The sequence below is a fragment of the Caballeronia sp. M1242 genome (genome assembly GCF_017220215.1).
GTDB lineage: Bacteria > Pseudomonadota > Gammaproteobacteria > Burkholderiales > Burkholderiaceae > Caballeronia.
Map to the genome: position 1 here is coordinate 1028955 of NZ_CP071130.1, position 25812 is coordinate 1054766.

Annotated in this window: 23 protein-coding genes; 10 read left to right on the forward strand and 13 right to left on the reverse strand. The window is 61.5% G+C overall.

The window, feature by feature from the left end; all coding sequences use genetic code 11:
- Window positions 1-14: 14 nt before the first annotated feature.
- On the reverse strand, window positions 15-869 hold the full coding sequence (locus JYK05_RS18225; protein WP_175942129.1) for an oxidoreductase: 855 nt from the start codon (window positions 867-869) through the stop codon (window positions 15-17).
- A gap of 404 nt (window positions 870-1273) precedes the next feature.
- Here JYK05_RS18225 and JYK05_RS18230 point away from each other — a divergent pair, with 404 nt between their 5' ends.
- Entirely contained in the window at window positions 1274-2401 is a 1128-nt protein-coding gene (locus JYK05_RS18230) for an aminotransferase class V-fold PLP-dependent enzyme (protein ID WP_175942131.1), read from the forward strand.
- A gap of 84 nt (window positions 2402-2485) precedes the next feature.
- Here the strand turns inward: JYK05_RS18230 and ctaD are convergent, their stop codons facing one another.
- Entirely contained in the window at window positions 2486-4093 is a 1608-nt protein-coding gene (gene ctaD / locus JYK05_RS18235) for a cytochrome c oxidase subunit I (protein WP_175942133.1), read from the reverse strand.
- A 122-nt stretch (window positions 4094-4215) separates the two neighbouring features.
- Here ctaD and JYK05_RS18240 point away from each other — a divergent pair, with 122 nt between their 5' ends.
- Entirely contained in the window at window positions 4216-4689 is a 474-nt protein-coding gene (locus JYK05_RS18240) for a DUF2244 domain-containing protein (RefSeq protein WP_206468689.1), read from the forward strand.
- Between the two features lie 73 nt (window positions 4690-4762).
- Here the strand turns inward: JYK05_RS18240 and JYK05_RS18245 are convergent, their stop codons facing one another.
- Window positions 4763-4957 (reverse strand): hypothetical protein, encoded by a 195-nt coding sequence (locus JYK05_RS18245; RefSeq protein WP_175942137.1) that lies wholly within the window; start codon window positions 4955-4957, stop codon window positions 4763-4765.
- 184 nt (window positions 4958-5141) lie between these two features.
- Here JYK05_RS18245 and JYK05_RS18250 point away from each other — a divergent pair, with 184 nt between their 5' ends.
- Window positions 5142-5306: a hypothetical protein gene (locus JYK05_RS18250; protein WP_206468691.1), complete on the forward strand. Its 165-nt coding sequence runs from the start codon at window positions 5142-5144 to the stop codon at window positions 5304-5306.
- 90 nt (window positions 5307-5396) lie between these two features.
- Here JYK05_RS18250 and JYK05_RS18255 read toward each other — a convergent pair whose 3' ends face one another.
- The gene (locus JYK05_RS18255) at window positions 5397-5801 is read right to left on the reverse strand and encodes a DUF4148 domain-containing protein (RefSeq protein ID WP_371826434.1); all 405 of its coding nucleotides are present in this window, start codon (window positions 5799-5801) and stop codon (window positions 5397-5399) included.
- Window positions 5802-5839: 38 nt separating this feature from the next.
- On the opposite strand from JYK05_RS18255, the gene JYK05_RS18260 reads away from it, so the two are divergent.
- Together JYK05_RS18260 and JYK05_RS18265 are read left to right on the forward strand one after the other, a co-directional pair.
- Window positions 5840-8548 (forward strand): ATP-dependent Clp protease ATP-binding subunit, encoded by a 2709-nt coding sequence (locus tag JYK05_RS18260; protein ID WP_206468695.1) that lies wholly within the window; start codon window positions 5840-5842, stop codon window positions 8546-8548.
- Complete coding sequence (locus tag JYK05_RS18265) at window positions 8545-9234, forward strand: CPBP family intramembrane glutamic endopeptidase (protein ID WP_241269946.1); 690 nt, start codon at window positions 8545-8547, stop codon at window positions 9232-9234. The genes JYK05_RS18260 and JYK05_RS18265 overlap by 4 nt, the downstream gene beginning before the upstream one ends.
- 28 nt (window positions 9235-9262) lie before the next feature.
- Here the strand turns inward: JYK05_RS18265 and JYK05_RS18270 are convergent, their stop codons facing one another.
- The 4 genes from JYK05_RS18270 to JYK05_RS18285 all read right to left on the reverse strand — a co-directional run bounded on the left by JYK05_RS18270 (window position 9263) and on the right by JYK05_RS18285 (window position 14695).
- Complete coding sequence (locus JYK05_RS18270) at window positions 9263-10468, reverse strand: glycosyl hydrolase (protein WP_206468697.1); 1206 nt, start codon at window positions 10466-10468, stop codon at window positions 9263-9265.
- A 106-nt stretch (window positions 10469-10574) separates the two neighbouring features.
- Window positions 10575-12014, reverse strand: coding sequence for an efflux transporter outer membrane subunit (locus JYK05_RS18275; RefSeq protein ID WP_206468699.1), 1440 nt, complete (start codon window positions 12012-12014; stop codon window positions 10575-10577).
- A 7-nt stretch (window positions 12015-12021) separates the two neighbouring features.
- Window positions 12022-13596 (reverse strand): DHA2 family efflux MFS transporter permease subunit, encoded by a 1575-nt coding sequence (locus tag JYK05_RS18280; RefSeq protein WP_206468700.1) that lies wholly within the window; start codon window positions 13594-13596, stop codon window positions 12022-12024.
- Between the two features lie 10 nt (window positions 13597-13606).
- Entirely contained in the window at window positions 13607-14695 is a 1089-nt protein-coding gene (locus JYK05_RS18285; RefSeq protein ID WP_206468701.1) for an HlyD family secretion protein, read from the reverse strand.
- Between the two features lie 426 nt (window positions 14696-15121).
- Here JYK05_RS18285 and JYK05_RS18290 point away from each other — a divergent pair, with 426 nt between their 5' ends.
- From JYK05_RS18290 to JYK05_RS18300, 3 genes are all read left to right on the forward strand, one after another.
- Window positions 15122-16318, forward strand: a complete 1197-nt coding sequence (locus JYK05_RS18290) for a diguanylate cyclase (protein WP_206468702.1) — start codon at window positions 15122-15124, stop codon at window positions 16316-16318.
- Between the two features lie 273 nt (window positions 16319-16591).
- Complete coding sequence (locus JYK05_RS18295; protein WP_206468703.1) at window positions 16592-17059, forward strand: DUF4142 domain-containing protein; 468 nt, start codon at window positions 16592-16594, stop codon at window positions 17057-17059.
- Window positions 17060-17087: 28 nt separating this feature from the next.
- A complete protein-coding gene (locus JYK05_RS18300; RefSeq protein WP_206468704.1) occupies window positions 17088-17435 on the forward strand; it encodes a DUF4148 domain-containing protein in 348 nt (115 codons plus the stop codon).
- Window positions 17436-17744: 309 nt separating this feature from the next.
- Here JYK05_RS18300 and JYK05_RS18305 read toward each other — a convergent pair whose 3' ends face one another.
- Window positions 17745-18836 (reverse strand): lipopolysaccharide biosynthesis protein, encoded by a 1092-nt coding sequence (locus JYK05_RS18305; protein ID WP_206468705.1) that lies wholly within the window; start codon window positions 18834-18836, stop codon window positions 17745-17747.
- A 203-nt stretch (window positions 18837-19039) separates the two neighbouring features.
- On the opposite strand from JYK05_RS18305, the gene JYK05_RS18310 reads away from it, so the two are divergent.
- Window positions 19040-19213, forward strand: coding sequence for a hypothetical protein (locus JYK05_RS18310; protein ID WP_206468707.1), 174 nt, complete (start codon window positions 19040-19042; stop codon window positions 19211-19213).
- Between the two features lie 192 nt (window positions 19214-19405).
- On the opposite strand, the gene JYK05_RS18315 is transcribed toward JYK05_RS18310, so the two are convergent.
- From JYK05_RS18315 to JYK05_RS18325, 3 genes are all read right to left on the reverse strand, one after another.
- On the reverse strand, window positions 19406-20101 hold the full coding sequence (locus tag JYK05_RS18315; RefSeq protein WP_175942158.1) for a phosphatase PAP2 family protein: 696 nt from the start codon (window positions 20099-20101) through the stop codon (window positions 19406-19408).
- Between the two features lie 162 nt (window positions 20102-20263).
- Window positions 20264-22432, reverse strand: a complete 2169-nt coding sequence (locus JYK05_RS18320; RefSeq protein WP_206468709.1) for a hybrid sensor histidine kinase/response regulator — start codon at window positions 22430-22432, stop codon at window positions 20264-20266.
- A gap of 265 nt (window positions 22433-22697) precedes the next feature.
- On the reverse strand, window positions 22698-23732 hold the full coding sequence (locus JYK05_RS18325; protein WP_206468711.1) for a methyltransferase: 1035 nt from the start codon (window positions 23730-23732) through the stop codon (window positions 22698-22700).
- Window positions 23733-23963: 231 nt separating this feature from the next.
- Here JYK05_RS18325 and JYK05_RS18330 point away from each other — a divergent pair, with 231 nt between their 5' ends.
- On the forward strand, window positions 23964-24602 hold the full coding sequence (locus tag JYK05_RS18330) for a LysE family translocator (RefSeq protein WP_206468713.1): 639 nt from the start codon (window positions 23964-23966) through the stop codon (window positions 24600-24602).
- 12 nt (window positions 24603-24614) lie between these two features.
- Here the strand turns inward: JYK05_RS18330 and JYK05_RS18335 are convergent, their stop codons facing one another.
- The gene (locus tag JYK05_RS18335; protein WP_206468715.1) at window positions 24615-25724 is read right to left on the reverse strand and encodes a GAF domain-containing protein; all 1110 of its coding nucleotides are present in this window, start codon (window positions 25722-25724) and stop codon (window positions 24615-24617) included.
- Between the last annotated feature and the right edge of the window lie 88 nt (window positions 25725-25812).

Consider the following 25812-nt stretch of genomic DNA (forward strand, 5'->3'; position numbering starts at 1 on the left):
GCACTCGCGGCCCGTTACGCTTCGTTTTCGGGGAAATCCGCGCCCACCGTCGTCTTTTCCCACGTGTCGAAGTCGCGCTTGAGCATGTCGAGCTTCTTGCGCGCCAGTTCCAGCGCGGTCTTGCCGAGCAGCAGACGCAGCGGCGGCGTATCGGCAGTCGCGGCTTCGATAATGGCGTGCGCCGCGCGCACCGGATCGCCCGCCTGATTGCCGCTACGAGCCGCTGTCTGCTTGCGGCGCTCGCCCGCGGTCGCCGCATAGTCGGCGATTTCGGTCGCCGAAGACTTGATCGACGGCCCCGCCCAGTTGGTCCTGAACGGGCCGGGTTCGACGATCATCACGTCGATGCCGAGCGGCTTCAGTTCCGTCGCGAGCGATTCGGATATGCCTTCCACCGCGTACTTCGTGCCGTGGTAGTAGCCTGTCGCGGCGAAGCTGGCGAGCCCGCCGATGGACGACACGTTGATGACGATGCCGCTTTTCTGCGCCCGCATGACGGGCAGAACCGCTTTGGTCATATCGACGAGACCGAACACATTGGTTTCAAACATGTCGCGCACCACGTCGTCTTCGCCTTCTTCGATCGCCGCAAGGTAGCCGTAACCCGCGTTATTCACGAGCGCGTCAATGCGGCCGAAGCGCTGCATCGTCTGCTCGACGGCGTTCTTGATCTGTTCGCGGTTCTGCACGTCGAGCGGCAGGACGATCGCGCGATCTTCATGCCCTTCGACGATGTCCTGCACCTTCGACGGATCACGGGCCGTCACGACCGCGCGCCAGCCGCGTTCGAGCACCGCGTTCGCCAATTCGCGGCCGAAGCCCGTTGAACAGCCGGTAATCAGCCAGACGGGATTGTCCCGGTTCATCATGTCCAGACTCCTTTCAGATGGAAAGTTTCGATGGAAGCGTTCGATGAAGACAGCAGAAGAGTCGAGCATGCGACGGAAGTTCATCGCCGCGCATGTCGGGTAAGAGCCGAATTCATTCTAGCGGCGGTCGCGGATTAACGCAGGGATCATGCCGGGCGGGTAATGTTGTCTGTCTCCATAATCGTTAGTATGTCTATCTATTCGCGGTCAGTCGATCGCTCGCATCGAACCTGAACGAAGTCTTCGATAGATGTATGCTCGATAGGTTGAACTCACGGCTTTGCGCGGAGGCATCCGTCTTGCGATCAAGCCCGCGAGCAGCGCCATCAACCGCCGTGCATGCCGCACGCGGCTTTCGTTAGAATGAATTGAATCCCCTATTTCTGCCAGTGCAGGAGGCAAGCGTGTCAGGTTTACTCCCCGATGTGGACCCCGAGGGACTCCTCGAATATTCAGTCGTTTTCACCGACCGGTCACTCAATCACATGTCGCAGCGCTTTCAGGGCGTCATGCGCGACATCTCGGCCTTGCTCAAACAGGTCTATCACGCGCATTCGGCCGTCGTGGTTCCCGGTAGCGGGACCTTCGGCATGGAAGCCGTCGCGCGTCAGTTCGCGACGAACAAGAAGTGTCTCGTCATTCGCAACGGCTGGTTCAGTTACCGCTGGACGCAGATATTCGACATGGGCAGCATTCCGTCCGAGTCCGTCGTGCTGAAGGCGCGTCCCGTGCAGCAAGGCAGGCAGGTCCCGTATGCGCCGCCGCCTGTCGATGAAGTCGTCGCGGCCATCGCCGAGCACAAGCCGGATCTGGTCTTTGCCCCGCATGTCGAAACGGCATCCGGCGTGATGCTTCCCGACAGTTACTTGCGTGCCGTGTCGGACGCAGTGCATGCCGTCGGAGGCATGTTCGTGCTGGATTGCATCGCCTCCGGCACCGTGTGGGTCGATATGCAGGCAAGCGGCATCGACGTCCTGCTTAGCGCGCCGCAAAAAGGATGGAGTGCGTCGCCGTGCTGCGCGCTCGTGATGCTCAGTCCTCTCGCGCGCGAACGGATCGAAGCGACGACGAGCACCAGCTTCGCCTGCGACCTGCGCAAGTGGTTGCAGATCATGGAAGCCTACGAGAAAGGTGGCTTTGCCTATCACGCCACGATGCCCACGGACAGCCTCGAAACGCTGCGCGACGCGATGAAGGAAGCCGAGTCGTACGGCTTCGACAAGGTACGGGCGGAGCAACTCGAGCTCGGCCAGCGCGTGCGCGCGCTATTGGCCGAGAAGGGCTTCAAGAGCGTGGCGCCGGAAGGTTTCGAGGCTCCGGGGGTCGTCGTCAGCTACACGGACGACGACGGCATCCGCTCCGGGCAGAAGTTCGCGGATGCAGGCTTGCAAGTGGCGGCGGGCGTTCCGCTCATGTGCGACGAACCCGACGATTTCAAGACCTTCCGCATCGGGCTATTCGGACTCGACAAACTGAACGGTATCGATGCCGCCGTGGCCCGAGTGGCCCGCGCGCTGGAGCAGATCGTCTGACCTACCTTTGACGTCATTGCGGCGAACTCACGATGTTTCATGAGTTCGCCGCTTTGGTTTACAACTGCGCCTGCGCGCCCCGCATCACACCACGGTGGGCGGCGTCTCGAACGTGTGATACGGCGCGGGACTCGGCACCGTCCATTCGAGGCCCTGCGCCCCATCCCAGGGCGACTCCGCGACGGGCTGGGTACTACTGCTTCGCATATAGGTCGGCAACGCGACGAAGAACAGGAAGTACACCTGCGCCAGTCCGAACGTGAACGCGCCGATGGTCGCGATCTGATTGAAGTCGGTGAATTGCGCCGGATAATCGGCATAGCGACGCGGCATGCCGGCCAGCCCCAGAAAATGCATCGGGAAGAAGGTCACGTTGAAAGAAATCATCGTGACCCAGAAGTGAATCTTTCCGCGCGTCTCGTTGTAAAGACGGCCGGTCCATTTGCTCGACCAGTAATACCAGCCGGCAAAGAGCGCGAATAGCGACCCCGCTACCAATACGTAGTGGAAGTGCGCGACGACGTAATACGTGCCGTGCAGCGGGATATCGAGCGGTGCCATGGACAGGATCACACCGGTGAATCCGCCGATCGTAAAGACGAAAATGAATCCGATGGCGAAGAGCATTGGCGTCTCGAACGTGAGCGAGCCGCGCCACATGGTGGCGGTCCAGTTGAACACCTTCACGCCTGTCGGAACCGCAATGATCATCGTCGCGTACATGAAGAACAGCTGTCCGGACACCGGCATGCCTGTCGTGAACATGTGATGCGCCCAGACGAGAAACGACAGCACCGCGATGGACGACCCCGCATAGACCATCGAGCTATAGCCGAATAGCGGCTTGCGCGAGAACGCCGGCACGACTTGCGAGATGATTCCGAAGGCCGGCAAGATCATGATGTACACCTCCGGATGCCCGAAGAACCAGAACAGGTGGATGTACATGACAGGATCGCCGCCGCCTGCCGCATTGAAGAACGTGGTCCCGAAGTGACGGTCGAACAACACCATCGTGATGACACCCGCGAGCACCGGCATCACCGCGATCAGCAAGTAGGCAGTGATGAGCCACATCCATGCGAAAAGCGGCATCTTCATTATCGTCATCCCCGGCGCGCGCATGTTCAGGATAGTGACGATGATGTTGATCGCGCCCATGATCGACGACGCGCCCATGATGTGAATCGCGAAGATGGTCAGGTCCATGCCCGCGCTCTGTTGCACCGACAAGGGCGCATACATGGTCCACCCCGCCTGCATCGCGCCGCCCGGCAAAAAGTACTGCCCGATCAGCAGCACAGCCGCCACCGGCAGGAGCCAGAACGAGAAGTTGTTCATGCGGGCGAACGCCATGTCGCTTGCGCCGATCTGGAGCGGAATCATCCAGTTCGCGAAGCCGACGAACGCGGGCATGATCGCGCCGAAGATCATCACGAGACCGTGCGAGCTGACCAGCTGATTGAAAAACTCGGGCCGGAAAAATTGCAACCCAGGCTGAAAGAGTTCGGCGCGAATAGCGAGCGCCATGGTTCCGCCCACAAGAAACATAAAGAACGAGAACGCGAGGTAGAGCGTGCCGATGTCCTTGTGATTCGTGGTGAAGAGCCATCGTCGCAGGCCGTGAGGAACGTGGTGCGAGTCGGAATGCGGAACTGCGGGATCTGCGATCGAGTGATGAATGTCGGTCATGGCGCTCTCCAGTGGCGCTCAGAACGAGCATTCGGCATGCCGTTGCATCGCGTTTTATTGCACTGCATGGGACTGCCGATTGCTTCTCAATCGCCGACATGCCGACATCTCGTGGAGCGCATATGGCCGACACCCAGTCCCCGCGGCAATGGCTTCTTTACCGCCGTTCGTCGTGCAGCCCGGCGTCGTTCGCTATCGCGTGCGCGGGCCTTTCTGTTATTCCGGTCGCGTTTGCTTCGACCATGCATGCGTTGAACGGATGTGTCCTCTTCTACGGCGCCGCGCTCGTTCACGCTTGCGCGATCTGGTGCTGCTTTTTCGTCTATGCGCGGCATGCGGTGGATGGCGAACTCGTGACCTTGCAGGACGATGTCCTCGTCGTCGAATCGATATGTGGCAAGCGTAAGCGCACGCATCAGTTCAACACGCAGTGGGTGACGTTGCTTGTCGCGCAGAACGGCGCAGGCGTACGACTGTTCGTTCGCAGCGCGGGCGAGACCGTGGAATTAGGCCGCTACGCAACGCAGGGCCACCGCTTGCAATTCGCGTCGGAGTTTCAGCGCATCGCGCGATGCGAGCGCCATGCGCATCCATGATCAGACGGCAATGCGTGGCACTCGCGTGCGTGTGGCCACGTCAAAGAGCGGCCACACGCGCTAACACAACGCGTCATTCGCCTTTCACGGACGCCGCGCCGTCTTCGTTACTGCCACCTTCCCGACGCTGCACGCCGGCACCTTCGGTCCCGCCTATCGTGTCTTCCTTGCTGGACAATTCGACGAGCCCTTCTTCCTCTGTGATGTCCGACGTCTCGACGGCTCTCGGGTTGCCGGGTCCCGACGGGCTATTCGCGTGTCTGGCCATGACTGACTCCGTTTGGTTGATGGCAGGGCCGCCGCCTGGCAAAGCGCCCTCCTTCGCTATTTCAAAGTGGTAAACGCGCAGGCGGTCAACGAGCTCGCAATGCCTATGCCCAGGTTCCAGCGATCACGGCTTCGACGGGCATGACGCATGCGGCGCTATTACTCTCAATCAACGGAGCGTGACGATGAACGAGCAAACTTCTCAACAGCAAAACAAGCAGCCAAGCGAGACGGAGCGCGAACGGGCGCGCGAAGAACGACAGCAGACCGAAGTGGACGGCGCATCGCACAGAAGCGGAAGCGGCAACACGCTCGGCGATGGCAGCAGCAACAAGCAGGGACAAGCATAGTCGCTTGCGACGGCGCGGGACGAACGATAGGTCACTCGCACGTTCTCGCGCAAGTCGCAACCGCGGGTGAGAGTGAATACAACGCGTCTCTTACTGCGTCTTCGCAGCGTCACTCGCTGCGCAAGTGTCGACGCCTTCGAGCCCTTGCGCGCGCTTCTTCGCTGCGAGCCGGGCCTGCGCGAGTTGCAGGTTACGCGGGTAATAGAAGTCTTCTTCCCACGGCTGATAGCCGACGCTCTCCAATTCCCGAAGCTCGCACTGCGCCCGTGCGCGAGTCATGGGCGCTTGCTGAGTCGGCGTTTGCGCCAATGTAGTTATAGACAACGCGATCGTTAAGCCTCCAGCGAACGCTTGTAAGCCAGTCAAGAAACGTTTCATCGTACTGCTCCGGCATGAGTGTCCTCGTCGAGCAATAGACGGACCGCGTCGGCTGCGCCCCTGGCGCTGCGATGTCAGCGGGTACGAACGTTGCGCGCCCTCGGAGTCTGCGCGCATGCGCGTCCTTCACTTGTTCAGAGACAGGGAAACGAACCATGCCTCATATGTGCGATGTATGCGGCGCCCGACCGGCGACCGTTCGATTGGCGGTCCTGCGCGATGGCCGCCGGCACGTCCTGAATGTCTGCGACTTTCACTATGCACAACTGACGCGACATCAGCGCGCGTTATCACCCTTCGAAGCCCTCTTCATGAGCGACACGCCCGGCCAAGCCGAGGCGGCGCCGCAGCACATATCGCCCGAGCGCGAGACGAGCGCGGAAGGCGTCGGCATCGAGCGCTATCTGAGCGGCAGCGCGAAAGAAATGCTCATGCGCGCCGCTGAACGCGCCGTGCAGTTCGGGCGTACGGAAGTCGATACGGAGCACCTTCTCTACGAGCTCGCCGATAACGCGGTCGTGCAATCGATGCTGAAGAACATCGGGATCGACGCGAACGAAGTGCGCCGATTCATCGACGCCAACGTGCAGCGCCGGGAAGGCGTGCCGCCGCCCGCTGGCGGCGCGATAGGCGTATCGCCCCGCCTAAAGAGCGCGTTGGACCGCGCGTTCGTTGCCTCGCGTCAGTTGAGGCACAGCTACATCGGGCCTGAGCACTTGTTGATCGGCCTGTCCGAAGTGCCGGACAGCTTCGCCGGTCAATTGCTCGGCAAGATGAGCGTCGATGCGCAGGCGCTGCGCCGGCTGACGACGCAAACGGTCGGCGCGGGCGGTCCGCCGAACAAGGATGGTCCACCTTCCCGCACGCCGAATCTCGACAAGTTCAGCCGCGACCTGACCGCGCTCGCACGCGAAGGTCATCTCGATCCCGTGATCGGCAGAGCAAGCGAAATCGAAACCATGGTGGAAGTTCTCGCCCGTCGGCGCAAGAACAACCCAGTGCTGATCGGCGAGCCGGGCGTCGGCAAAACCGCGGTCGTCGAAGGTCTCGCGCAACGCATGATCGGCGGGGATGTGCCCGAGTCGGTGCGCGATAAGCGACTCATCGAGCTGAATGTGAATTCGATGGTCGCGGGCGCCAAGTATCGCGGCGAGTTCGAAGAGCGCGTGAAGCAGGTCATCGACGAAATCACGGCTAACCGCGAGACCCTGCTGCTGTTCGTGGACGAGGTGCATACGATCGTCGGGGCGGGACAGGGCGGCGGCGAAGGCGGACTCGATATCGCCAACGTGTTCAAGCCCGCGATGGCGCGCGGTGAACTGAACCTGATCGGCGCAACGACGCTCGCCGAGTATCAAAAGCACATCGAGAAAGACGCAGCGCTTGAACGACGCTTTCAACCCGTGCTGATTCCCGAGCCGAGCGTCGCGCAGACCATCAACATTCTTCGCGGCTTGCGCGACCGCCTCGAAGCGCATCACAAGGTCACGATTCAGGACGACGCCATCGTCGCCGCAGCGGAGTTGTCGGATCGCTATATCAGCGGGCGCTTTCTGCCGGACAAGGCGATCGATCTCGTCGATCAGGCGGCGGCGCGCGTGAATCTATCGGCCACGTCGCGGCCCGCTGCCATTCTCGAACTCGAGTCCGAACTTGCTCAACTGCGCCGCGAACAGGATTACGCGGCGTCGCGCAAGCAGTATGACCGTGCGCACGCGCTCGATGCCGAGATCGCCGGCAAGCAGAAAGCCTTCAACGATGCGACGGACGAATGGAAGAAGCGCATCGGCACGAACACATCCAATGTGACGGTGACGCAGATCGCCGAGATCGTCGCGACGCTCACGGGCATTCCCGTCACCCAGTTGACCGAGCAGGAGCGCGAGCGGCTGCTGAATATGGAGGCGCGCCTGCACGAGCGCGTGATCGGCCAGGAGGAAGCCGTGCGCGCGGTCAGCGATGCGGTGCGCCGTGCGCGCACGGGTCTTCAGGGACGCAACCGGCCGATCGCCGTATTCCTCTTTCTCGGCTCGACGGGCGTGGGCAAGACCGAACTCGCGAAGGCATTGGCCGAAGTCGTGTTCGGCGATGAAGACGCCATGCTGCGTGTCGACATGAGCGAGTACATGGAGCGTCACGCGGTGTCGCGGCTGATCGGTTCGCCACCGGGCTACGTAGGCTATGAGGAAGGCGGGCAACTGACCGAGCGCGTGCGACGGCGCCCGTATAGCGTGATTCTTCTCGACGAAATAGAGAAGGCGCACGCCGATGTCTATAACGTGCTGCTGCAAGTCTTCGACGACGGACGACTCACGGACGGCAAAGGACGGGTCGTCGATTTCAGCAACACGTTGATCATTGCGACCAGCAACCTCGCGTCGGACGTGATCGGGGGACAAAGGCGCGCGACGCTCGGCTTCACGAGCTCGGACAGCGACGCGGACGACTCCGTGCGAAGCGGCGTGATGAACGTACTGCGCCAGCATTTCCGGCCTGAGTTCCTGAACCGCATCGACGACATCATCTTGTTCAAGTCGCTCGGGCGCGAGGAAATCCGGCAGATCGTGCAATTGCAACTGGAGCACGTCAAGCGCATGGCGCACAGTCAGGACATCGATCTGGAGTTCGACGCATCGGTTGTCGAATACCTCGGCGAAGCCGGATACCGGCCGGAATTCGGCGCCCGAGAATTGCGCCGGCAGATTCGCCAATTGATCGAGAATGAATTGGCGAAAGAGATGCTGAAGGGCGATATCGTCGAAGGCGCGCGCGTGCGATGCGCGTACGATCGTGAAGCGCGACGCATTGTGTTCGATGCCGAGCGCAAGACCGCCGCCGACCTCGGCACACCGCCGACGCCGTGAGTAAGCTGGAGGTGGGTGAGCAATCGCGCCAACGATATGAAACCCGCTCACGGCCCCTTGCCTTATGGGCGGAATTCGTCGCGCTGTATGTGGGCTTGCCCATCTTCGTCCGGATCACGCGACGAACTGCGATACTGCTTGCCGTGATCTGGCTCGCGCCCGTTTTCATTCACTACTTCGAGCGCCGCCGGAAGCCGTCGGTCTACGAGAACGACTGGAACTGGCGCGGCCTACGTGCGGGACTACGAGCCGTGCTGCTGCGCTTCGCCGTGCTTGCGTGTCTCGTCGTGCTCGCCGTGTGGCACTTCACGCCACATGCATTGCTGTCTTTGCCGCGCGAACATCCCGGTACCTGGCTGCTAGTGATTCTGCTATATCCGGTCTTGTCCGTGTTGCCGCAAGAGATGATTTTCCGCAGCTTCCTGCTGCACCGCTACGCGCCGCTATTCGGCGTCGATCGAGGCTATATCGCCGCGTCCGCGTTGGCTTTCGGCTATGCGCATCTGATCTTCCTGAACTGGGTCGCGCCCGCGATGACGGCTATCGGCGGCGCATTATTCGCCGCGACGTATCGAGACCGCCGCTCGCTCGCACTGTCCTGCTTCGAACATGCGCTGTACGGCTGTCTCGTGTTCACTGTCGGTCTGGGTCAGTACTTCTACTCGGGTTCCGCTTGGCAACACTAATCAGGCGTCCGAACGACATCGCGTCGGGTCAAACCGCGTTGGCCGCAACAAAATTCTTGAACACGGCGTATGCCGGATTCCTCGTCACCCCGTCCTCCTGAATGAGACCGTAGTCCGAGTCGATCACCGCGTACATCATGATGGACTGAATGTTGTACTTGTCCTTGATCGAATGATATTGCGCCAGTGCACGGCCGGTATAGGCGGCGGCTTGCTCGGGCGTGTCGTTCGCACCGGACCAGCCCCACTCCGTGAGCCAGATGGGCACATTGAACGAGTCTTTCAGCACTTGCAGCACGTCCACGCACGCGTGATAGCGGCCGCCGCATTGAATGTCGCCGGAGCTCTCGTACCAATGATAGGTCGTGAAGTCCCACCGCAACGAAGCCGCGCCGCTCACGCCCTGCGCCGAACCGTCGGGGGAGATGCCGTTCCACAGCATTTGCAGCGCGCGATAAGCCATCGGAATGCCGACGTTGACGCCGCACTGAATGGATGGGTCCACCGAGCGCACGCCGTCGACCATGCCACGCAGCACGCCGCGAAACGAAGGCCAGCACGCCGGGTTCCAGTCCGCCGAAGAACTGCCATCGCCGCCGATCTTCAACGGCACGTCGAGCTCGTTGCCGCATTCGATGTACTTCACGAGCCCTTTGAGCGGCTTTGTGCAACGCACTGCCATGTCATAGCCGAGCGAGTACGCAGCCGCTTCCGTGCTGTGCGGGTCCCACTGCGCGGAAAGCGGATTCAGCACTGGCAGGATCGACACGCCGCTATTGGCAAACGGCCCTTGCAACGCGTCGGCGAGCGTGGTCGCCATACCGCCGCCCGCGATGTCGCAGCGATAGTTCGTCACGCCCAAGTCTTGCAGAATGGCGAGTTGCGCCGCGGGCGACATCGTGTGATAGATGCCGGTGCCATAAGCCATATGCCCGTTGATGCCGTAGAAAAGGCCATTGGACGCGGACGTAGCGGAGCGCGTGGCCGGGCTGCTGGTCGAATCGGCGCCAGAAGCACTGGCGGTCGGTGCCGACGCGGCCGGGTTCGTCGCCGCGCCTGCGGTGCCGGCGACCGGTGAATTGCTGGGGCCGCCTCCGCCGCCGCAGCCGGCGAGCACGGCGCTGCCGGCCGAAGCCAGCATCATCGCGAGAAACGAGCGGCGACCGAGCGTGCGAGCGGATGCCTGCGAGTTGTGGGAAGGCGCAAAGCGCGTAGCGTCGTCGTGAGCGGGCATGGCCGTAAAAGGTGGCGTTGATGCCCGCGTTTACGGCGACGGCGAGTGTGCTCTTTAGTGGACTTTTGCGCTTCGCGCAGAGAGAGTTCGACGACGCATGGCGGTTTTACCGACGCATCGCTGTCTGAATGGGACCATCGTCATTCGTCACGCTCCACCCACCGCCCAGCGAGCGATACATCGCCACCGCCGCAAGCGCGTGTTCGCGGCGCGACTGATTGAGCGCGTCCGCATCGCGCAGATAGGCTTGCTGCGCGTCGAGGACATCGAGAAAACTCGCCGCGCCGCCTTTATACAGCTGCGTGGAAAGCGCGAGCGATTTTCCGGACGCGGCGAGCGCATCGCTCAGACGCGCCGTCTGATCGCTGCTGCTGACAAGGTCGCTGCGCGTGTCTTCAACGTCCTTCAACGCCTCAAGCAGCGTCTGACGCAGGTTCAATTCCGACTCGCGCATCCGGCTTTCGTTTTGCTCGATCTCTGCGGTAATGCGGCCCGCATTGAAAATCGGGCTCGTTGCGCTCAGCGCCGCCGAAAACAGGTTGTCGGTGAGCGTCGGCAAGCCGAGATACGATGATGCGAGCAATCCGTCCGTCAGCCGCAGCGAGAATTTCGGATAACGCTCCGCGCGCGCGACGCCCACTTCGGCGGCGCGCTGCTGAACCTGCGCATAGGCGATGAGCACATCCGGACGATGCAGAAGCGCATCCGATGGCAGCATCTGCGGCGCGCCTTCCGCAGGCACCGGTATCGCGGGCGTGGGCCCTGCATCGGCGAGCAACAACGTATCGACGGATTCCGGCGTGCGCCCCACATAAAGGGCGATCAAGCTCAACTGATGCTGAATGGTCGCGTTCGTGCGCGGAATGCGCGCTTGCAGATCGCTCAACTGATTCTGCGCGCGTGCGACATCGAGTTGAGTCGAGAGACCGTATTGCAAGCGGCGCTGCGTGAGTTTCAACGCGCGTTCGCGGATGACCAGGTTATCTTGAAGGATCTTCAGCTCCGCTTGCGCCCACCGCAGGTCCACGTAAGCGGATGCCGTATCCGCCGCAAGCGCGAGCCTGATTTGATCGGCCGCATGCTCTCGCCCGACGAGTTGGGCCTGCGACGCAAGCAGTTCCAGCCGCTCGCCGCCGAACACATCCGGCGTCCAACTCAGTGCAAGACCGAATCCTGCCTGACGAACATAGCCCAGCGGCGGCGGCGTGTTCTGCCGTGCATCCGAAGCGCCTGCGTTGGCATCGAGCTGCGGCAGCAGCGCGGCGCGACGCTGGGTCGTCAACGCTTGCGCCTGCTTCACGCGCTCGACCGCGGCTTGCAGATCCAGATTGCTGTCGAGCACGGATGCGACGAGTTCGTGCATGACGGGATCGTTGAACTGGTTCCACCACGTCGCGGCATCCGTGTCGGCCTTCGGCACGTTCACGCTCCAGTCGGCCGGCGCGGTAGTTCGCACCGTGGCGGGCAAGTCGGCGTGGGTGGCGGGCTGCACCGCGCAGGCGGCGAGCGCGACCGTCATTAGTATCGCTAAATATCTGCTTTTCATGATTGCCTCAATGCGCTTCCGAGGACGGCGGTGCGCTGCCGATAGGTCGCGCGAACAGGACGCTGACGATCCCCACGAGAAAGCACAGCGCAAGCACGTAGAAGCAGTCGGCGAACGTCAGCACGAGCGCCTCGCGCAACACGATCGCGTTGAGTGCTGCGAGACCGGCCTGCGTCGCGTCCAGAGCATCGCCTGCAACGGCCGCGAGATGCGCGGAACTGCGCGCGAGCACGTCTTCGATGGCGGGTCGTCCGATGGTCACGTTTTCGGCCAGTCGCAGGTAATGCAGATTCAGCCGGTCGTTGAGCATGGTCGCGCTCACCGCGATACCGATCGCGCCGCCGAGATTGCGCATGAGATTGAACAAGCCGCTAGCCGACTTGAGACGCGATGGCGGCAGCGAACCGAGCGCCATCGTCACGATGGGCGGCACCGCGAATTGCTGGCCGATGCCTCGCAAGGCCTGAGGCAGGAGCAGTTGCTGCCAGCCCCAATCGTTCGTCAGCGGGGTATAGAAGTAGCATCCCAGCCCGAAACAGATCAGGCCAAAAACGAGCAGCACGCGCATGTCGATGATTCGCGATGCGTAGCCGTACACGCCAATCGACGCCAACTGGAAGCATCCGACCGACAACAAGGCAATGCCGATCTGCAATGAATCGAAGCCGCGCACGCGACCGAGAAACACCGGCGTGAGAAAGACCGAAGAAAAGATGCCGATGCCGGTCACGAACGACAGCAGACTGCCGATACCGAAGTTGCGCACGGACAGCGCCCGCAAATCAACAATCGCATCCTTCGCCGTCAACGCATGGACGATGAAGAGGAACCCGCAGATCGCCGAAATCCATGCGCATACGATGATGGCGCCATCGCCGAACCAGTTCTTGCGCGGTCCTTCTTCGAGCACGTATTCGAGGCATCCGAGAAACCCTGACATGAGAAGGATGCCTAAATAGTCGCCCTTCTTCAGCAGAGAAAGGTCAGGCTTGTCGATATGCACGTATTTCGGCACGAGCACGGCGACGACCAGACCCGGCACGAGATTGAGATAGAAAAGCCAGTGCCAGGACCACTGGTCGGTAATCCATCCGCCGATGACCGGACCGATGGCGGGCGCCAAAGAAGCGAGCGCGCCGATGGTCGTCGACGCAATGATCCGCTGCTTTCCGGGAAAAAGGACGAACGCGGTCGTGAACACGGTCGGAATCATTGCTGCGCCGAGCGCGCCTTGCAGGCCGCGAAAGAGGATCATCGAGTCGATGTCCCATGCGAGGCCGCACAGCATGCTCGTCACGGTGAAGCCGATGGCCGACGCCGCGAAGAGCCACCGCGTCGAAAACACTTTCGAGAGCCAGCCGGACATGGGAATGACGAGGATCTCCGCGATCAGATACGACGTCTGAACCCACGACAGTTCGTCCTGGCTGGCGGACAGTCCGCCGCCGATATCCTTCAGCGATGACGCGACGATCTGGATATCCAGCGTCGCCATGAAAAAGCCGAGGCACATGAGCGCGAATGCAAAGACGCGCTCCCTTACCGGCGCTTCGGCGGGATTGTCGAGCACATGTCGATTCATGGTGCGCGCCTTAACCGTTGTGCTTGCGAAGGTGGACTTTCACCGTCGCGGACAAGCCGGGGCGGAGCACCGACTCTGCGCCCTTCGGCACGTCGAGCCGAATGCGCACGGGCACACGCTGGACGATCTTCGTGAAGTTGCCCGTCGCGTTCTCGGCGGGCAACACGCTAAAGGTGGCTCCGGTCGCGGGCGCAAGACTTTCGACGTGGCCAGTGAACGGAATGTTCGATGCATCCAGTTCCACATCGGCGTCGTCACCGGCACGCATCTTCTTGAGCTGGTCTTCCTTGAAGTTCGCATCGACCCAGAGGCCGGTCGCGGGCACGATGGTGAGTAACGATGTGCCGACATTCGCCAGCACGCCGACGCGCGCCGTGCGATTGCCGACATAACCGTCCACGGGCGAGCGGATGGTCGTGTAATCGACGTTCAGTTGCGCCACGCGCCGCGCGGCTTCGGCGGTCGCCACGCGGGCCTCTGCATCGGCGATCTGCGCGTCGATCACGGACAATTGACGCTTGGCTGCGACGAGCGATGCCCCGCTCTTGTCGACCGACGCCTGCGCCTTGCTGTAGTCGGCATCGGCGCGTTCGACAAGCTGATTCGACACGGCGTCATCCTTCACGAGTGCACGATAACGCACGCGGTCCTGTCCGCTACGCGTGAGTTCGGCCGTCGACGCGCGAACTTCCGCCTGAGCCTGACTGATCAAAGCGGCCTGCAAGGCATCCTTTGCGCGCAGTTCCTCGACGGCTGCGCGGGCACTCGATACTTCCGCATTCGCCTGCGCGAGACGTGCGTCGTAATCGCGGGCATCGAGACGGACGAGGACCTGGCCCGCGCTCACGCGTTGGTTGTCCTGCACGAGAACGTCGGTCACGAAGCCGTTGACCTTCGGCGCGAGCACCGTGACATCGCCGCCGACGTAGGCGTCGTCGGTCGTTTGCACGAAACGCAGAACGAGGACCCAGTACGTGAGCGCCGCGACGAGTACGGCCGCGACCACCCCGAGCGCGAGCAGCATCCAGGGGATACGGCGTGCGGGCCGGTCGAGCGCCGGCGCGGTCGTCGATGGGAGTTGAGTGGAAGGCGTCGTCATATCGCTTTTAGTGCATATGCACTGAATGTCGGACAAAATTGCAGCGGTCGCTGCTTCGATAGCCCAGGAGCGTATCTGTGCATATACACGATGTCAAGCCGCACTTGCGGCACGAGACAAATGTCATGGCGACAATAATGATGCGCGGCGCTTTCCAAAAAGAGCCAAGGTGATTGAATGGTTCTCAATCTCCGACGCGGCTAGCGGGACTCGCAGCCCACTAAAGTTTCGGCTTCCGGAGCCGATAACTGACGTTGACCGACGCAAGTGGACAGTGTCTCTTCGGTAGCACGTGGAAAGACTCACCGCCACTTGCTGTCGAGACGGCTACCTCGCCCACGCTTGTCTGCGCTTGCACGCCGCAAGGCTTCAAAGCGGCAAATCACGCATAGAAACCCACTTCATTCGCGCACCGACAAGCCCATCATGCCCACGTTCGACTTACGTACCGTCCTGCTGATGGCATCCGTGATGCCTGGGCTCATGGCTCTGGTGATGTTCTCTATCGGCAGAACGTTCCCCAGAACGATTCTGGGCGTTGCGCATTGGGCGCAAGGCTCATTGCTTTTTTCTGCCGCCGCTTTCGTGATGGCATTGCGCGGTGCGTTGCCGGACTGGCTGTCCGTCGTCGTCGGCAATGCATGTATCGTCGGGAGCATCGGACTTTGGCTGATCGGTACCCAGCGCTACCTGGGTCGTCCACCCTTCATCCGCACCATTGCAGCGTTGGCATTCGTGGACGCAGTCAGTCTCAGCTGGATGACGTGGGTGCACTTCACGCCTTACGGGCGGGCCCTGTTTACCAACGTGATTCTCACGCTGCTTTTCGCGCGCCTCGCCTATGAGTTGCTGCGATTCGGCCGGGACGATAGCGGAGCGAAGGTCGTCGGCACGTTGTTCGCATTCGAGACCGTCATCGCGTCGGCGAGAGTGCTCACGTCGCTGCAACCGGGCGCGTCGCATGAGGGACTGTATGCGCACGACCGCATGCAGATGGTCTATTTGAGCAGTGGCGCATTCATGTCGTTGAGCATTACCGTCGGTTTCATGCTCACAGCCGTCAACCGCCTCAGGGTGCATCTCGAGGAATTGTCGCGCATCGACCCTCTTACTGGCCTACTGAATCGTCGCGCTCTGCTGGGCGCTCACACGATGTCGCGAGAAGCACCGCGCAAGGTCAGGCGATACCTGTCGCTCTTGCTGATCGATCTGGACCACTTCAAGAAAATCAACGACACGTACGGTCACTCGATGGGTGACGACATCCTCGTGGATTTCGCGCGACGCGCAAGTCTCTCGCTTCCGCCAGAGGCACAGTTCGCACGCTGGGGCGGAGAGGAGTTCGCCGTGCTCTTTCCGTGCGACAGCCTTCACGAGCCATTGCGCCTTGGACACGCATTGCAGGAGCGAATCGCAGGCCCGAGTGAATCGGCCTTGCCTTCCTATACGTGCAGCATCGGAATCGCTTATCTGGGCGCTGCCGACGCGAGCATCGAGCAGTTGCTCAAGCAAGCCGACGAGGCGCTGTATCGCGCCAAAGACAATGGCCGCAATCGCGTTGAACTCGCGCGGGAAGTTCTTCCGGTTAGCGGCTCCCGCATGCTCGATGCAGTAAAGCCGTAACTGTCGCGGTCACACCAAAGGCAACCACTCGTGATGCGTTGAGCGCGCCTGTGGACCGCGCTTTGCTGCGCTGACTGTCACTACCGCTAAACCCGAACGGAGGGCGCGATGTGTCAGGAATCTACAGCGCCAGAGCAACTGGCATTTCACCGCGATATGGATGCGAACGCGTGCGTGAGTAAGCCGCATCTGACGATATCGCGGCGACACGGTCGAGGGATTCTTGCGGCCCTCGTTTGCGCGACTGCGTTCTCAGCCGCGGGCTGCCGTCTAATGCAGTCGGACGCCCAAGTCAGCCCCGCCGACCAGCAGTTCATGCTGACCGCCGCGAGCGTCGGCAAAGCCGAGATCGATCTCGGCAAGCTGGCGTCCGAGCGAGGCGGTTCATCGGAGGTTCGCGAGTTCGGGCAGAAAATGGTTGCCGAGCATACGCGCATCAACGGTGAGTTGTCTCAGATTGCGGACGAGAAACACGTGCGCTTGTTACAGGCGATGGACCCGGCAAACCGCACGCTCTACGACGAACTCGGAACCATGACGGGACCCGCCTTCGACCGCGAATATGCGATTGCGCAGGTGCATATCCATCAAATGGGCAATGCGCTTTATGCGAGTGAGGCGCAGCATGGCGAAGACGCGCAAGTGAAAGCCTTTGCGGCGCGAGGCGTGCCGATCGGAGAGAATCATCTACAACATGCTTCTCACCTGCTGCAAGGCTTGCCGACATCGTCGGCGCAGTAGTCGGTGCATCACGGCGCGGAGAACTCGCATGGCTCATAAAGAGAACTCACTTGGCTGGGCCGGTTTGCTACCGGGCTGGCACTGCTTTCGCAAACGCGCGACGGCTGGCTTCGCTGTCGTCTGCACTCTGACGCTCGGTCTGCTAACGCCTCTGAACGTACGCGCCGCTTCGCCGGCCGACTCGAAAGATTCCACGCGCGAGCAAGTCCGCTCGGATCTCGACCGCTATCGATGCGCAGGGTACAACCCGATCGCCGACGAGATCACCTACCCCAACGATATCGATGCGGCGCGGGCGCGATTGCAGGATCCAGGTTGCCCCAATCCCGACGCCGCCTCCAAAACGGCGCCGCCCTCGAACAAGCAATCGAAGTAGCAGGCGCGACCATGCGACCTTGCATATGCATAGGACCTTTGGCTGACGGCCGCGCTCGCGACTGCTTGACGTCTCTCGCTCTTCTTGCGCGAGTAGGGTTTTCGCTAGAACGAAAGTGCGGGACGCACGGGCGCTTCACACCGAGCAGCGGCTGAGACTCATAGCTTCACTTCGATGAAAGCCGCGATTGCGTTTCCCGCTTGTCAGTTGCGTTGAGAAAGCACGGTTCTCACACGACACCTCAGCGACCCAGCGATGCGGTCATTCAGAACGCCCAAAACAAAAAAGGGCCCGGAGGCCCTTTTCGATTTACTTCGGGTGCGTTGCGATGAAGCTCTTGACCGCCGTGAAAGCCGGCTTCTGGGTCTTGCCGTCGCTCTGCATCAAGCCATACGCGCCTTCGCTGTCGTCATACATCTCGAAAGCCTGAATCGACTGGATGTTGTACTTGGCCGCGTTGTTGTAGAACTGCTGCATCATCAGGTTGCCGGTCATGTACGACGCAATCGACGAGTAGGTGCCGTAGGTCGGGCGAACGCCGTACTCGTTGATCCAGATCGGCTTACCCATCGACTGAAGCACGCCCAGGACGTCGTGGCAACCCGTATTGCCGCAGGCATGGGTCATGTCGCCCTGGTCGGAGTACCAGTGCCACGCCGTGATGTCCCAGCTGACGGTCGGGTGACCATGCGTGCCGTCCGGCTGCGAGCCATCCGCCAGCATCTGGAAGAACGCCGTGTGCTTCCACGTCCCGTCGACGATGATCTTCGCCGAGCTGTTGACCGACTTCACGCCGGCGATCATGCCGCGGATCGCGCCGCGCGCAATGGTGAACGGCTGATTGCTGTACTGATTCCAGACATTGCCGTCGTAATTGCCGGCGAGCGTGTGGGCTTCCATTTCATTACCCACTTCGTAGTACGTATAGTTGTACGTTTGCGCCGTCTGCTGCCCGAGCGTGTAACCGGCGTTGTAGGCCGCCTGCTCGCTGTTGTAGTTCAGGCCGATCATGATCACCGGATAAACCTGCACACCGCCTGCGGCGAACGTCTTGGCAACCGTCGCGACGACCTTCGCGGAAGCCTGGCTGTAGACGTCGTTGCGGTAGATCTTCACGCCGAGGCTCTGAAGCTGCGCGAGCTGCGTTGCGTACGCGGTGCTGTCGTATGCGCCGCCGTTCGTGATGTGACCGTTCACGCCGTAGAAGATCGAGCCCGTGGTCGCGGCCTTATCGGTTGCCTCCGGCACATCGGCGGACTTGTTCGTTGCGGCGTCGACAGCAGCTTCTCCACCGCCGCCGCAGGCCGCGAGCAGCGCGCTCAGGACGACCGCGGTTGCCAACGTTGCAGCCTTCGACTTAGCGAGGAAACTCAGGGATTGCGTAGCTTGATTGTTGTTCATGATCACTTGGCAGTACTAAGGAGCGAGCATTCGCTCGCAGAGTTGAAGTAGGTTGCCGGCAACACATGCCGACGACCAAGAACGTATTTCGCTTACTGGGGAACCGGTTCGGTCGCACTGCGTTGAACCGGCCGTCGAGCTATGCCTGGTTCCTATCGCGCTGGCGTTGACGCCAGCAAACGATTGCCTGCCGAGGAAGGCCGATGACCGCGCCACTCATGGTCACCGATGCAAACTGGTTCAAGGGTATTACTTACCGACTGCTTCTGCGTGCCGCTTCGTTTAAGGCATCATTTTCCGAATCGGTCAGCACGGAAGCAAGGTTATCGTCTAATGAGATGGCTGTAAACACACATTTCAGAAAAAAATTCGTCTGAAATCATTCAGCAGGAAGAAACTTCCGAAACGCGTATTTCTGACACGCCGACACACGCTCGTCGCAATCGAAGCCTTCGCACATGCGTTATTTCGCGGCGCAAGCGGTGACTATTAGGGTAATTGAGTATTCTTATGACGAACAGAAGGCCGTAGCAGACCTAAAGGAGCGCATTAGACGGATCGCCGATACCCTAAAGCGCTTTGTGTAAAGCAATCGCCAGCAGTCGCGGCTCATCGAACATCGTTGCGAGTTCGAAGAAGAAAAGGAAAGCGAGCATAGCTGCTGTGCCCGGTCGTCGATAGATCAGGCTCACGATACGCGGCGCGAAGCGTCTTCTCACGGTGGCCCGGGTCACGAAGATGACGACAGCCGTGCCGATTAGCGCGCCCGCCACCACATCGGTCGGATAGTGCAGACCCAGGTACACGCGAGGCAAACAGATCAACAGAAGGCACTGCACAATCGCCAGTACACCGACCCATCGCCAGACGAGAAAGATGCCGACCGCGACGGACATCCACAGTGCGGCATGGTCGCTAGGGAATGAACTCCACAGTCGCAGATGATTGCTCGCCTGGCTCGCGCCGGGAAAGCTGGAAGCTAGACTCGGGCTATACATCGGCCGAAGTCTGAACGGCAAGACGAGCGCAAGAAGGCGTCCGACGACGAAGGCCAGCAGCGCAGACATCACGATTGCGACCACCATTTCTCGACGGTAGCTCAACGTACTGCCCTGCTTGAACCAGAGTGCCCACAGAATGGCGAGCGGAACGAGTCCCTTGAATAGATAGAATTCGGCCACGACGCCGACCGCGTGAGCGAATAAGCCCGAGGAAGGCAGAGCATGAAGCAGCCAAAGTTGAATTGACGAGTCGAGAGCGTTCACGCGATTCTGTCTCCGTATGTTCTATTTTTTTCGACACGAGTGGCAATGCATGCTCCGACGCTTGAGCTGATGAATCGCCTAAGGCGGCCCAGGCATAGGCGGCGCGAACTCTGTGTCTTATGCGTTGATTTACCCCGCGCCCCTCCGTTGCGCCGGCCTTGATCAACTGCGCACGCAGTTCTTCACCACCGATCGCAGTTCGTTGATGTCGAATGGTTTCGCAAGGATAACAACATCGGCATCGGATGCGCGCCTCAATTCCTGCGCATAGCCGGTCATCAGCGCGATCATCTGGTCCGGCCAACGATCTCGAACGTATTCGGCGAGGTCAAGGCCATCGCGCTTACCCGGCATTTGCACGTCCGAAAGCACGAGGTCAGCGCGGTATCCGCTTTCCAGCAGGGCGATCGCACTATCTGCCGTCAACTCATGGCGCACGCTGCAACCCAAGACGTCGAGCACGGCGGCAATGCCATCCGCTACGCTCTGGTTATCTTCGACGAGAAGCACGCTCACGCCGGAAGCGAGCACGTCTGCGGCCTCCTCCGGCAGCGGCTCCGCAGCAGGCTCAGCGCAACCCTCTTGGCCCTCGATACGCGGAAGGTAGACGCTGATGGTTGTCCCGCGGCCCGGCTCGCTTTCTATGCGTGCCGTGCCGCCCGACTGCTCGCATGTCGCCATGACTTGCGCAAGCCCCAGCCCGGTACCGGCGCCCTTCGCCTTCGTAGTGAAGAGCGGCTCGAACGCGCGGCGCAGCACGGCATCGGTCATGCCTTTGCCGGTATCGGTAAAGCGAAGAAGAACATAGTCGCCGGGCAGCAAGTCGAAGGTTCGTTCCGTAAGTGTGATGGATTCGCATCGCACCGTGAACTTGCCACCGTCGGGCATGGCGTCTTTCGCGTTGACGCAAAGATTGATGACGGCCGCTTCGAGTTCCACGGGATCGACCATGACGCTGCTAAGTCGACCAGTCAGTTGGAGATCCAGCACCAGCTGCTCGCCTAGCGACGTCTCGATGAGATCGCGCATGCTTTCGATCCATTCGCAGACGTTCACGCATTCGAGTTTCACCGGCTGCTTGCGCGCCACGCTCATCAGCCGACGCGCGAGTCCTTGCGCGCCTTTCGCCGCATGCTGAACCGCCAACACTTCCTTCTCGAGATCCGTATAGTGCTTGCGTCGCGCCAGTTCCACGTTGGCGTTCACGACCATCAAGAGATTATTGAAGTCATGCGCGACGTTGGCCACGAGATTGCCGAGCGCGCCCATGCGACGCAGTTGTCGGTTCGATTCTTCGGCGGACACGCGTCGGCTGACTTCGGCATGCCAGTTGTGCCACGCGACTTCCTCCTCACCGAGCCTTCGTAACGACATCCAGAGCAGTACCCATACGACGACGCATGGAACGAGCAATATGGTCGTGATGGCGATCAGATTCGCGCGCCATTTAGCGGCGATGAAAGCGGTCTCGATGCCTGCCGTGACATAGAGCGGATAACCGCGCACCCGCCGGTACGCAAGCACCCTTTCGCGGCCATCAACCGGTGAAACTGAAAGCAGATGCCCGAACCGCGCATTTGCTTCGATCGCATGCTTGACTCCGGAGTCCGCCGCCGAAGTCGTATGAGGCCGCGAGTTCGGGAAGCGCGCCAGGATTCCACCATCAGCGCGATACAGGCCGATGAGAACGAACGGCTCGTCGCCAGTGAGTTCCCGATAGAAGTCCAGAAAGTACTGCTGCCGCAGCGCGATTGCGAAAACGCCGAGCAACCTGCCCGCTTTATCTACCCATGAAGTGCTTACGGTGATTACGTTGCTACCGGTAAGGAAGCCGGGTTGCGCTAGCGAGACATGAGGTTCGCCGTGTGCGTTCGACGCCGCCTGTAGCGTCTCGCTGCCGCTGATCGACACGTTCGGAACCGGATAGAAGCGGCTACTCGCGAGCAATTGCCCCGTTGCGCTATAGACCGCGGCGCTCGCTATCTGCGGAAAGCGGCCGACAATCGCGTTGAGCGATTCATGAATGGTGTGTTCTTGACGGGCGATCCAGTCAGGTCGCTGCTCGCCCATGAGTTCGGCGATGCGGTCGAGCACTTCTGCGTTGAGTTCCTGCACGGTCGCAGCCTGCTCTTCCGCGACTCGCGTGAGGCGATCGACTTCGTCGAATGCTTCGGATAGTCTGCGATGGTAGTCGAACCAGGCGTACCCGCAGACGCAGAGAAAAGGACCGAGTACTGAAATGACCGCGAGAAGGACGATAATCGCACGCGTCGCCGCAAAGTTTCGATGCGGCGGCGGCAGCTCCAGAGAGACTTCGTCTTCTTCGTCCATTGTGCAATCCGTCCTTGCACAGACGCGCGTGAGTTCGGCTCACGCTCCAACGAAATATCGTCGAGCGCGAACACCTCGATATTCCGACTATATAGCGATTTGAGCAGTCAGACGATACTTGCGAGCAACGACGAAGCAGCGGCGCACCTCTGCCGCTTGTCGAGCGTTGTATCGCGGGGAAAGGGAGGAAGTGAAGGCGTGGAGGGGACAAACGCAACGCGAACGGCGGCCGTTTCTCTCTGCCGACCGCCCGACCGCGGTTGCGTTATTTGTAGCCGATAACCATGGAATCGGGCCCGACGAGATGCTCGACGCGTATGTTGCTAAAGCCGGTCTGTTCCATCCATTTGCGGCATTGCGCGCCGGTGTAATCGAAACCGCCCGGCGTCTCGATCAGCATGTTCAGGCTCATCAGCAAGCCGAACGCATTCTCGCGGCGCTCGTCGTCGATGACCGCGTCGTAGACGATAAGCGCGCCGCCCGGCGGCAACGCCGCATGGCATTTGGCGAGAAGATCGAGTTTTTGCGGCAGCGCCCAGTCGTGCAGGATGTGCCCCATCACGAGCACATCCGCCGACGGACATTCGTCCTTGAAGAAGTCGCCCGGATAGAAGCGCAGCCGGTCGCTCAGGCCCTGTGCGGCGACGTACTCGTCGAATACCGGGCCGACGGCCGGCAAGTCGAAGCCTCCGCCCGTCAGATGCGGATGCGCCATCGCCACTTGCACGGGCAGCGCGCCCTGCGCCGCGCCGATATCGATAAACGTGGTGTAATCGCCCCACGGAAACTTCTGGGCAATGGCGCGAGCCGTACCGAGACTCACGCCCGTCATGCCCTGAAGGAAACCGCGCAACGACGCCTGATCGCGATAGATCGCGTCGAACGGGTTGCCGCCGTGCTTCGCTTCGTTTTGCGGCAGACCGGTCATGAGCGCTTCGGTCAGCGCGCCCCAGAAGGGATAGAGTCGCGCGTTCGCCATCTCCAGCAATCCGCCGACATAACAAGGCTTCGACCTGTCGAGAAAGAGATCGGTGTCGGCCTTATTGCTGTAGACGGTGCCATCACGGTCGAGCAAGCCTAGCGCGACGAGCGCATCGAGGAAGTCGCTCGCTGCCCGTGGATGCAGCCCGAGGGCTTCGGCCAGCTCCGCCCCTTCGCGCGGACCGGACGCCAGCTGTGTGAAGACGCCGAGTTCCACCGCAGACAGCAGCGCCTTTGACGCCCAGAAGCCCATGCCTATTTGTAGAAGCCTCTCGGGAGAGGGCTGATCGGTGGAGACGGGCGACGGCGCCTTGTTCATATCACATCCTTCGTTCGATGAGAAATAACGTAAGGGGTGCTAAGGCCGGCTGAAAGCACAGCGTCCACTGTAGGCGCTGCGCCGTTGGTGATCAAGCGATGTATGTGTGCCGCCGCGCAGAGCGCGCAGGCATCGCGGCCGAACTGGCCCGTGCCGCCCGCAATGGATTGTCTCTGTTCAGACAGGTACGGTCTGCGGAAAACTCGACCGGACCGACCAGAGGAATCCGCCATGACCGCACAGACCTTCTTCGACGCCAACCTGTTGCTCGCCTGGTCGGCTTATTTCGTGGGAACGGCCAGCCCCGGGCCGAGCAATCTGGCGATCATGTCGATTGCGAGCACATCCGGCAGGCGCGCGGCCCTGGTGTTCGCGGCGGGCGTCATGTCCGGCTCGTTGACGTGGGCCGTGCTCGCCGCACTGGGCCTGTCGGCCGCGCTTGCCGCGTATTCCGGCTTTCTCGTGGCTGTGAAGTTGTGCGGCGGGGCGTATCTGCTGTGGCTCGCGGCGAAGTCGGCTCGCGCCGCGTGGCGCCCGCCCCTGCGCCCCGCTTCACGACATGCACCGGCACCGGACGCGCGCCGGCTCTATGCGCGCGGCGCGCTTTTGCATCTCACGAATCCGAAAGCCATTCTCGTGTGGATGTCGGTCGCCGCGCTCGGCTCATCCACCGCAACGCCGCCGATGCACACGTTGACTGTGGTCGCGGGGTGCCTGTGCATCGGCATGAGCGTCTTCGGCGGGTATGCGGTCTTGTTCTCGATGGCAGCGCCGCGCCGCCTGTACGCGCGCATGCAGCGCTACCTCGATGCGTGCCTCGCGCTGGTATTCGGCGCTGCGGGCATCCGCTTGCTTACCTCGCGCGTCTGAACTACCGCGGGCTCACGCGCCCCTGTTCCAGCGATCCAGCCGCTTGCGCGTAACCAGAGCAATACGGTTCGACGCAAGCGCCGCCAAATTGACGAGGCGCCGCTTCTGCGTAGCGTCCATGACGCGTGGCTGCCGGTCGATGCCGCAGAGCGCGCCGAGCGCGTTGCCTTCTGCGTCGCGCAACGGTACGCCAGCATAGAAGCGAATGCGCGGCTCGTCGGTGACGAGCGGATTAGCCTCGAAGCGCGGATCGGCCGCCGCGTCTTCCACCACGAACGCATCGTTCTGCATGACCGTGTAGTTGCAGAACGCCCACGAGCGCGGCGTCTCGTGCGCGTTGAGCCCCCAGCGGGCCTTGAACCATTGCCGGTCCGGCGTGAGCAGCGTCATGAGGCAGATCGGCACGCGCAGCGTCTCCGCTGTGAGCTGCACGACCTCGTCGAACTCGGGATCGCTCGCCGAATCGACGAGTCCCGTGCGCTCGACCGCCCGTAGGCGCGCGGCTTCATTCGCCGCGACGGGATACGGCGAAGTGTCCGCATTGTCCGGGGGCGCGAGCGATAGACACGCGACGAGCGCAGCGGCGAAAGCGGGCTTGTCAGCGGGGGCTGGCAGCACCGCAATGCGCGACAAGGCGCCCAGGTCCGCTTCGAGTTGCGCGGCGGGCATGTCGGTGACGAGCAGCATGCGCATGTGCGCGAGATCGCGCGAATGCAGCAGCCGCCGGCACATCGACAGGCGCTCCCAGTCCCCGCGCATCAGTTCGACGGCGATCACGGCGGGCATGGCGAGGCCCGCGTCCAACATTGCGTTGAGCGGGTCGCTCTGCCCGATGGCGCGCAGCCCCGCAGCCGCGGCCGCTTCCACATACGACGGCAACGCGGCTTCCGATGCCACGACGAGCGCCACGGAGCTTTCGGCATGAACCGGTGCCGTCCGCCGGTTGCCAAGCTGCTCGCGCAGCGCGTCGACCGCGCTCGCGCGAACGCGCCTATGCCCGCCCGGCGTTTTCCACGATTCGACTTGTCCCTGCTCGATCCACGTCTGCGCTGTCTTCACCGAAACGCCGAGGCGGGCCGCGACGTCGCGCGTGGTGAGAATGGGATCGTCTTCCTTTGTCATGCGTTCCTTACGGTGAAGCGCGAACGAGGCGCAAACGATAGCTACCTTCAGATGAAAGCACAATCGCCGAAATTGATAGAAATGGAAG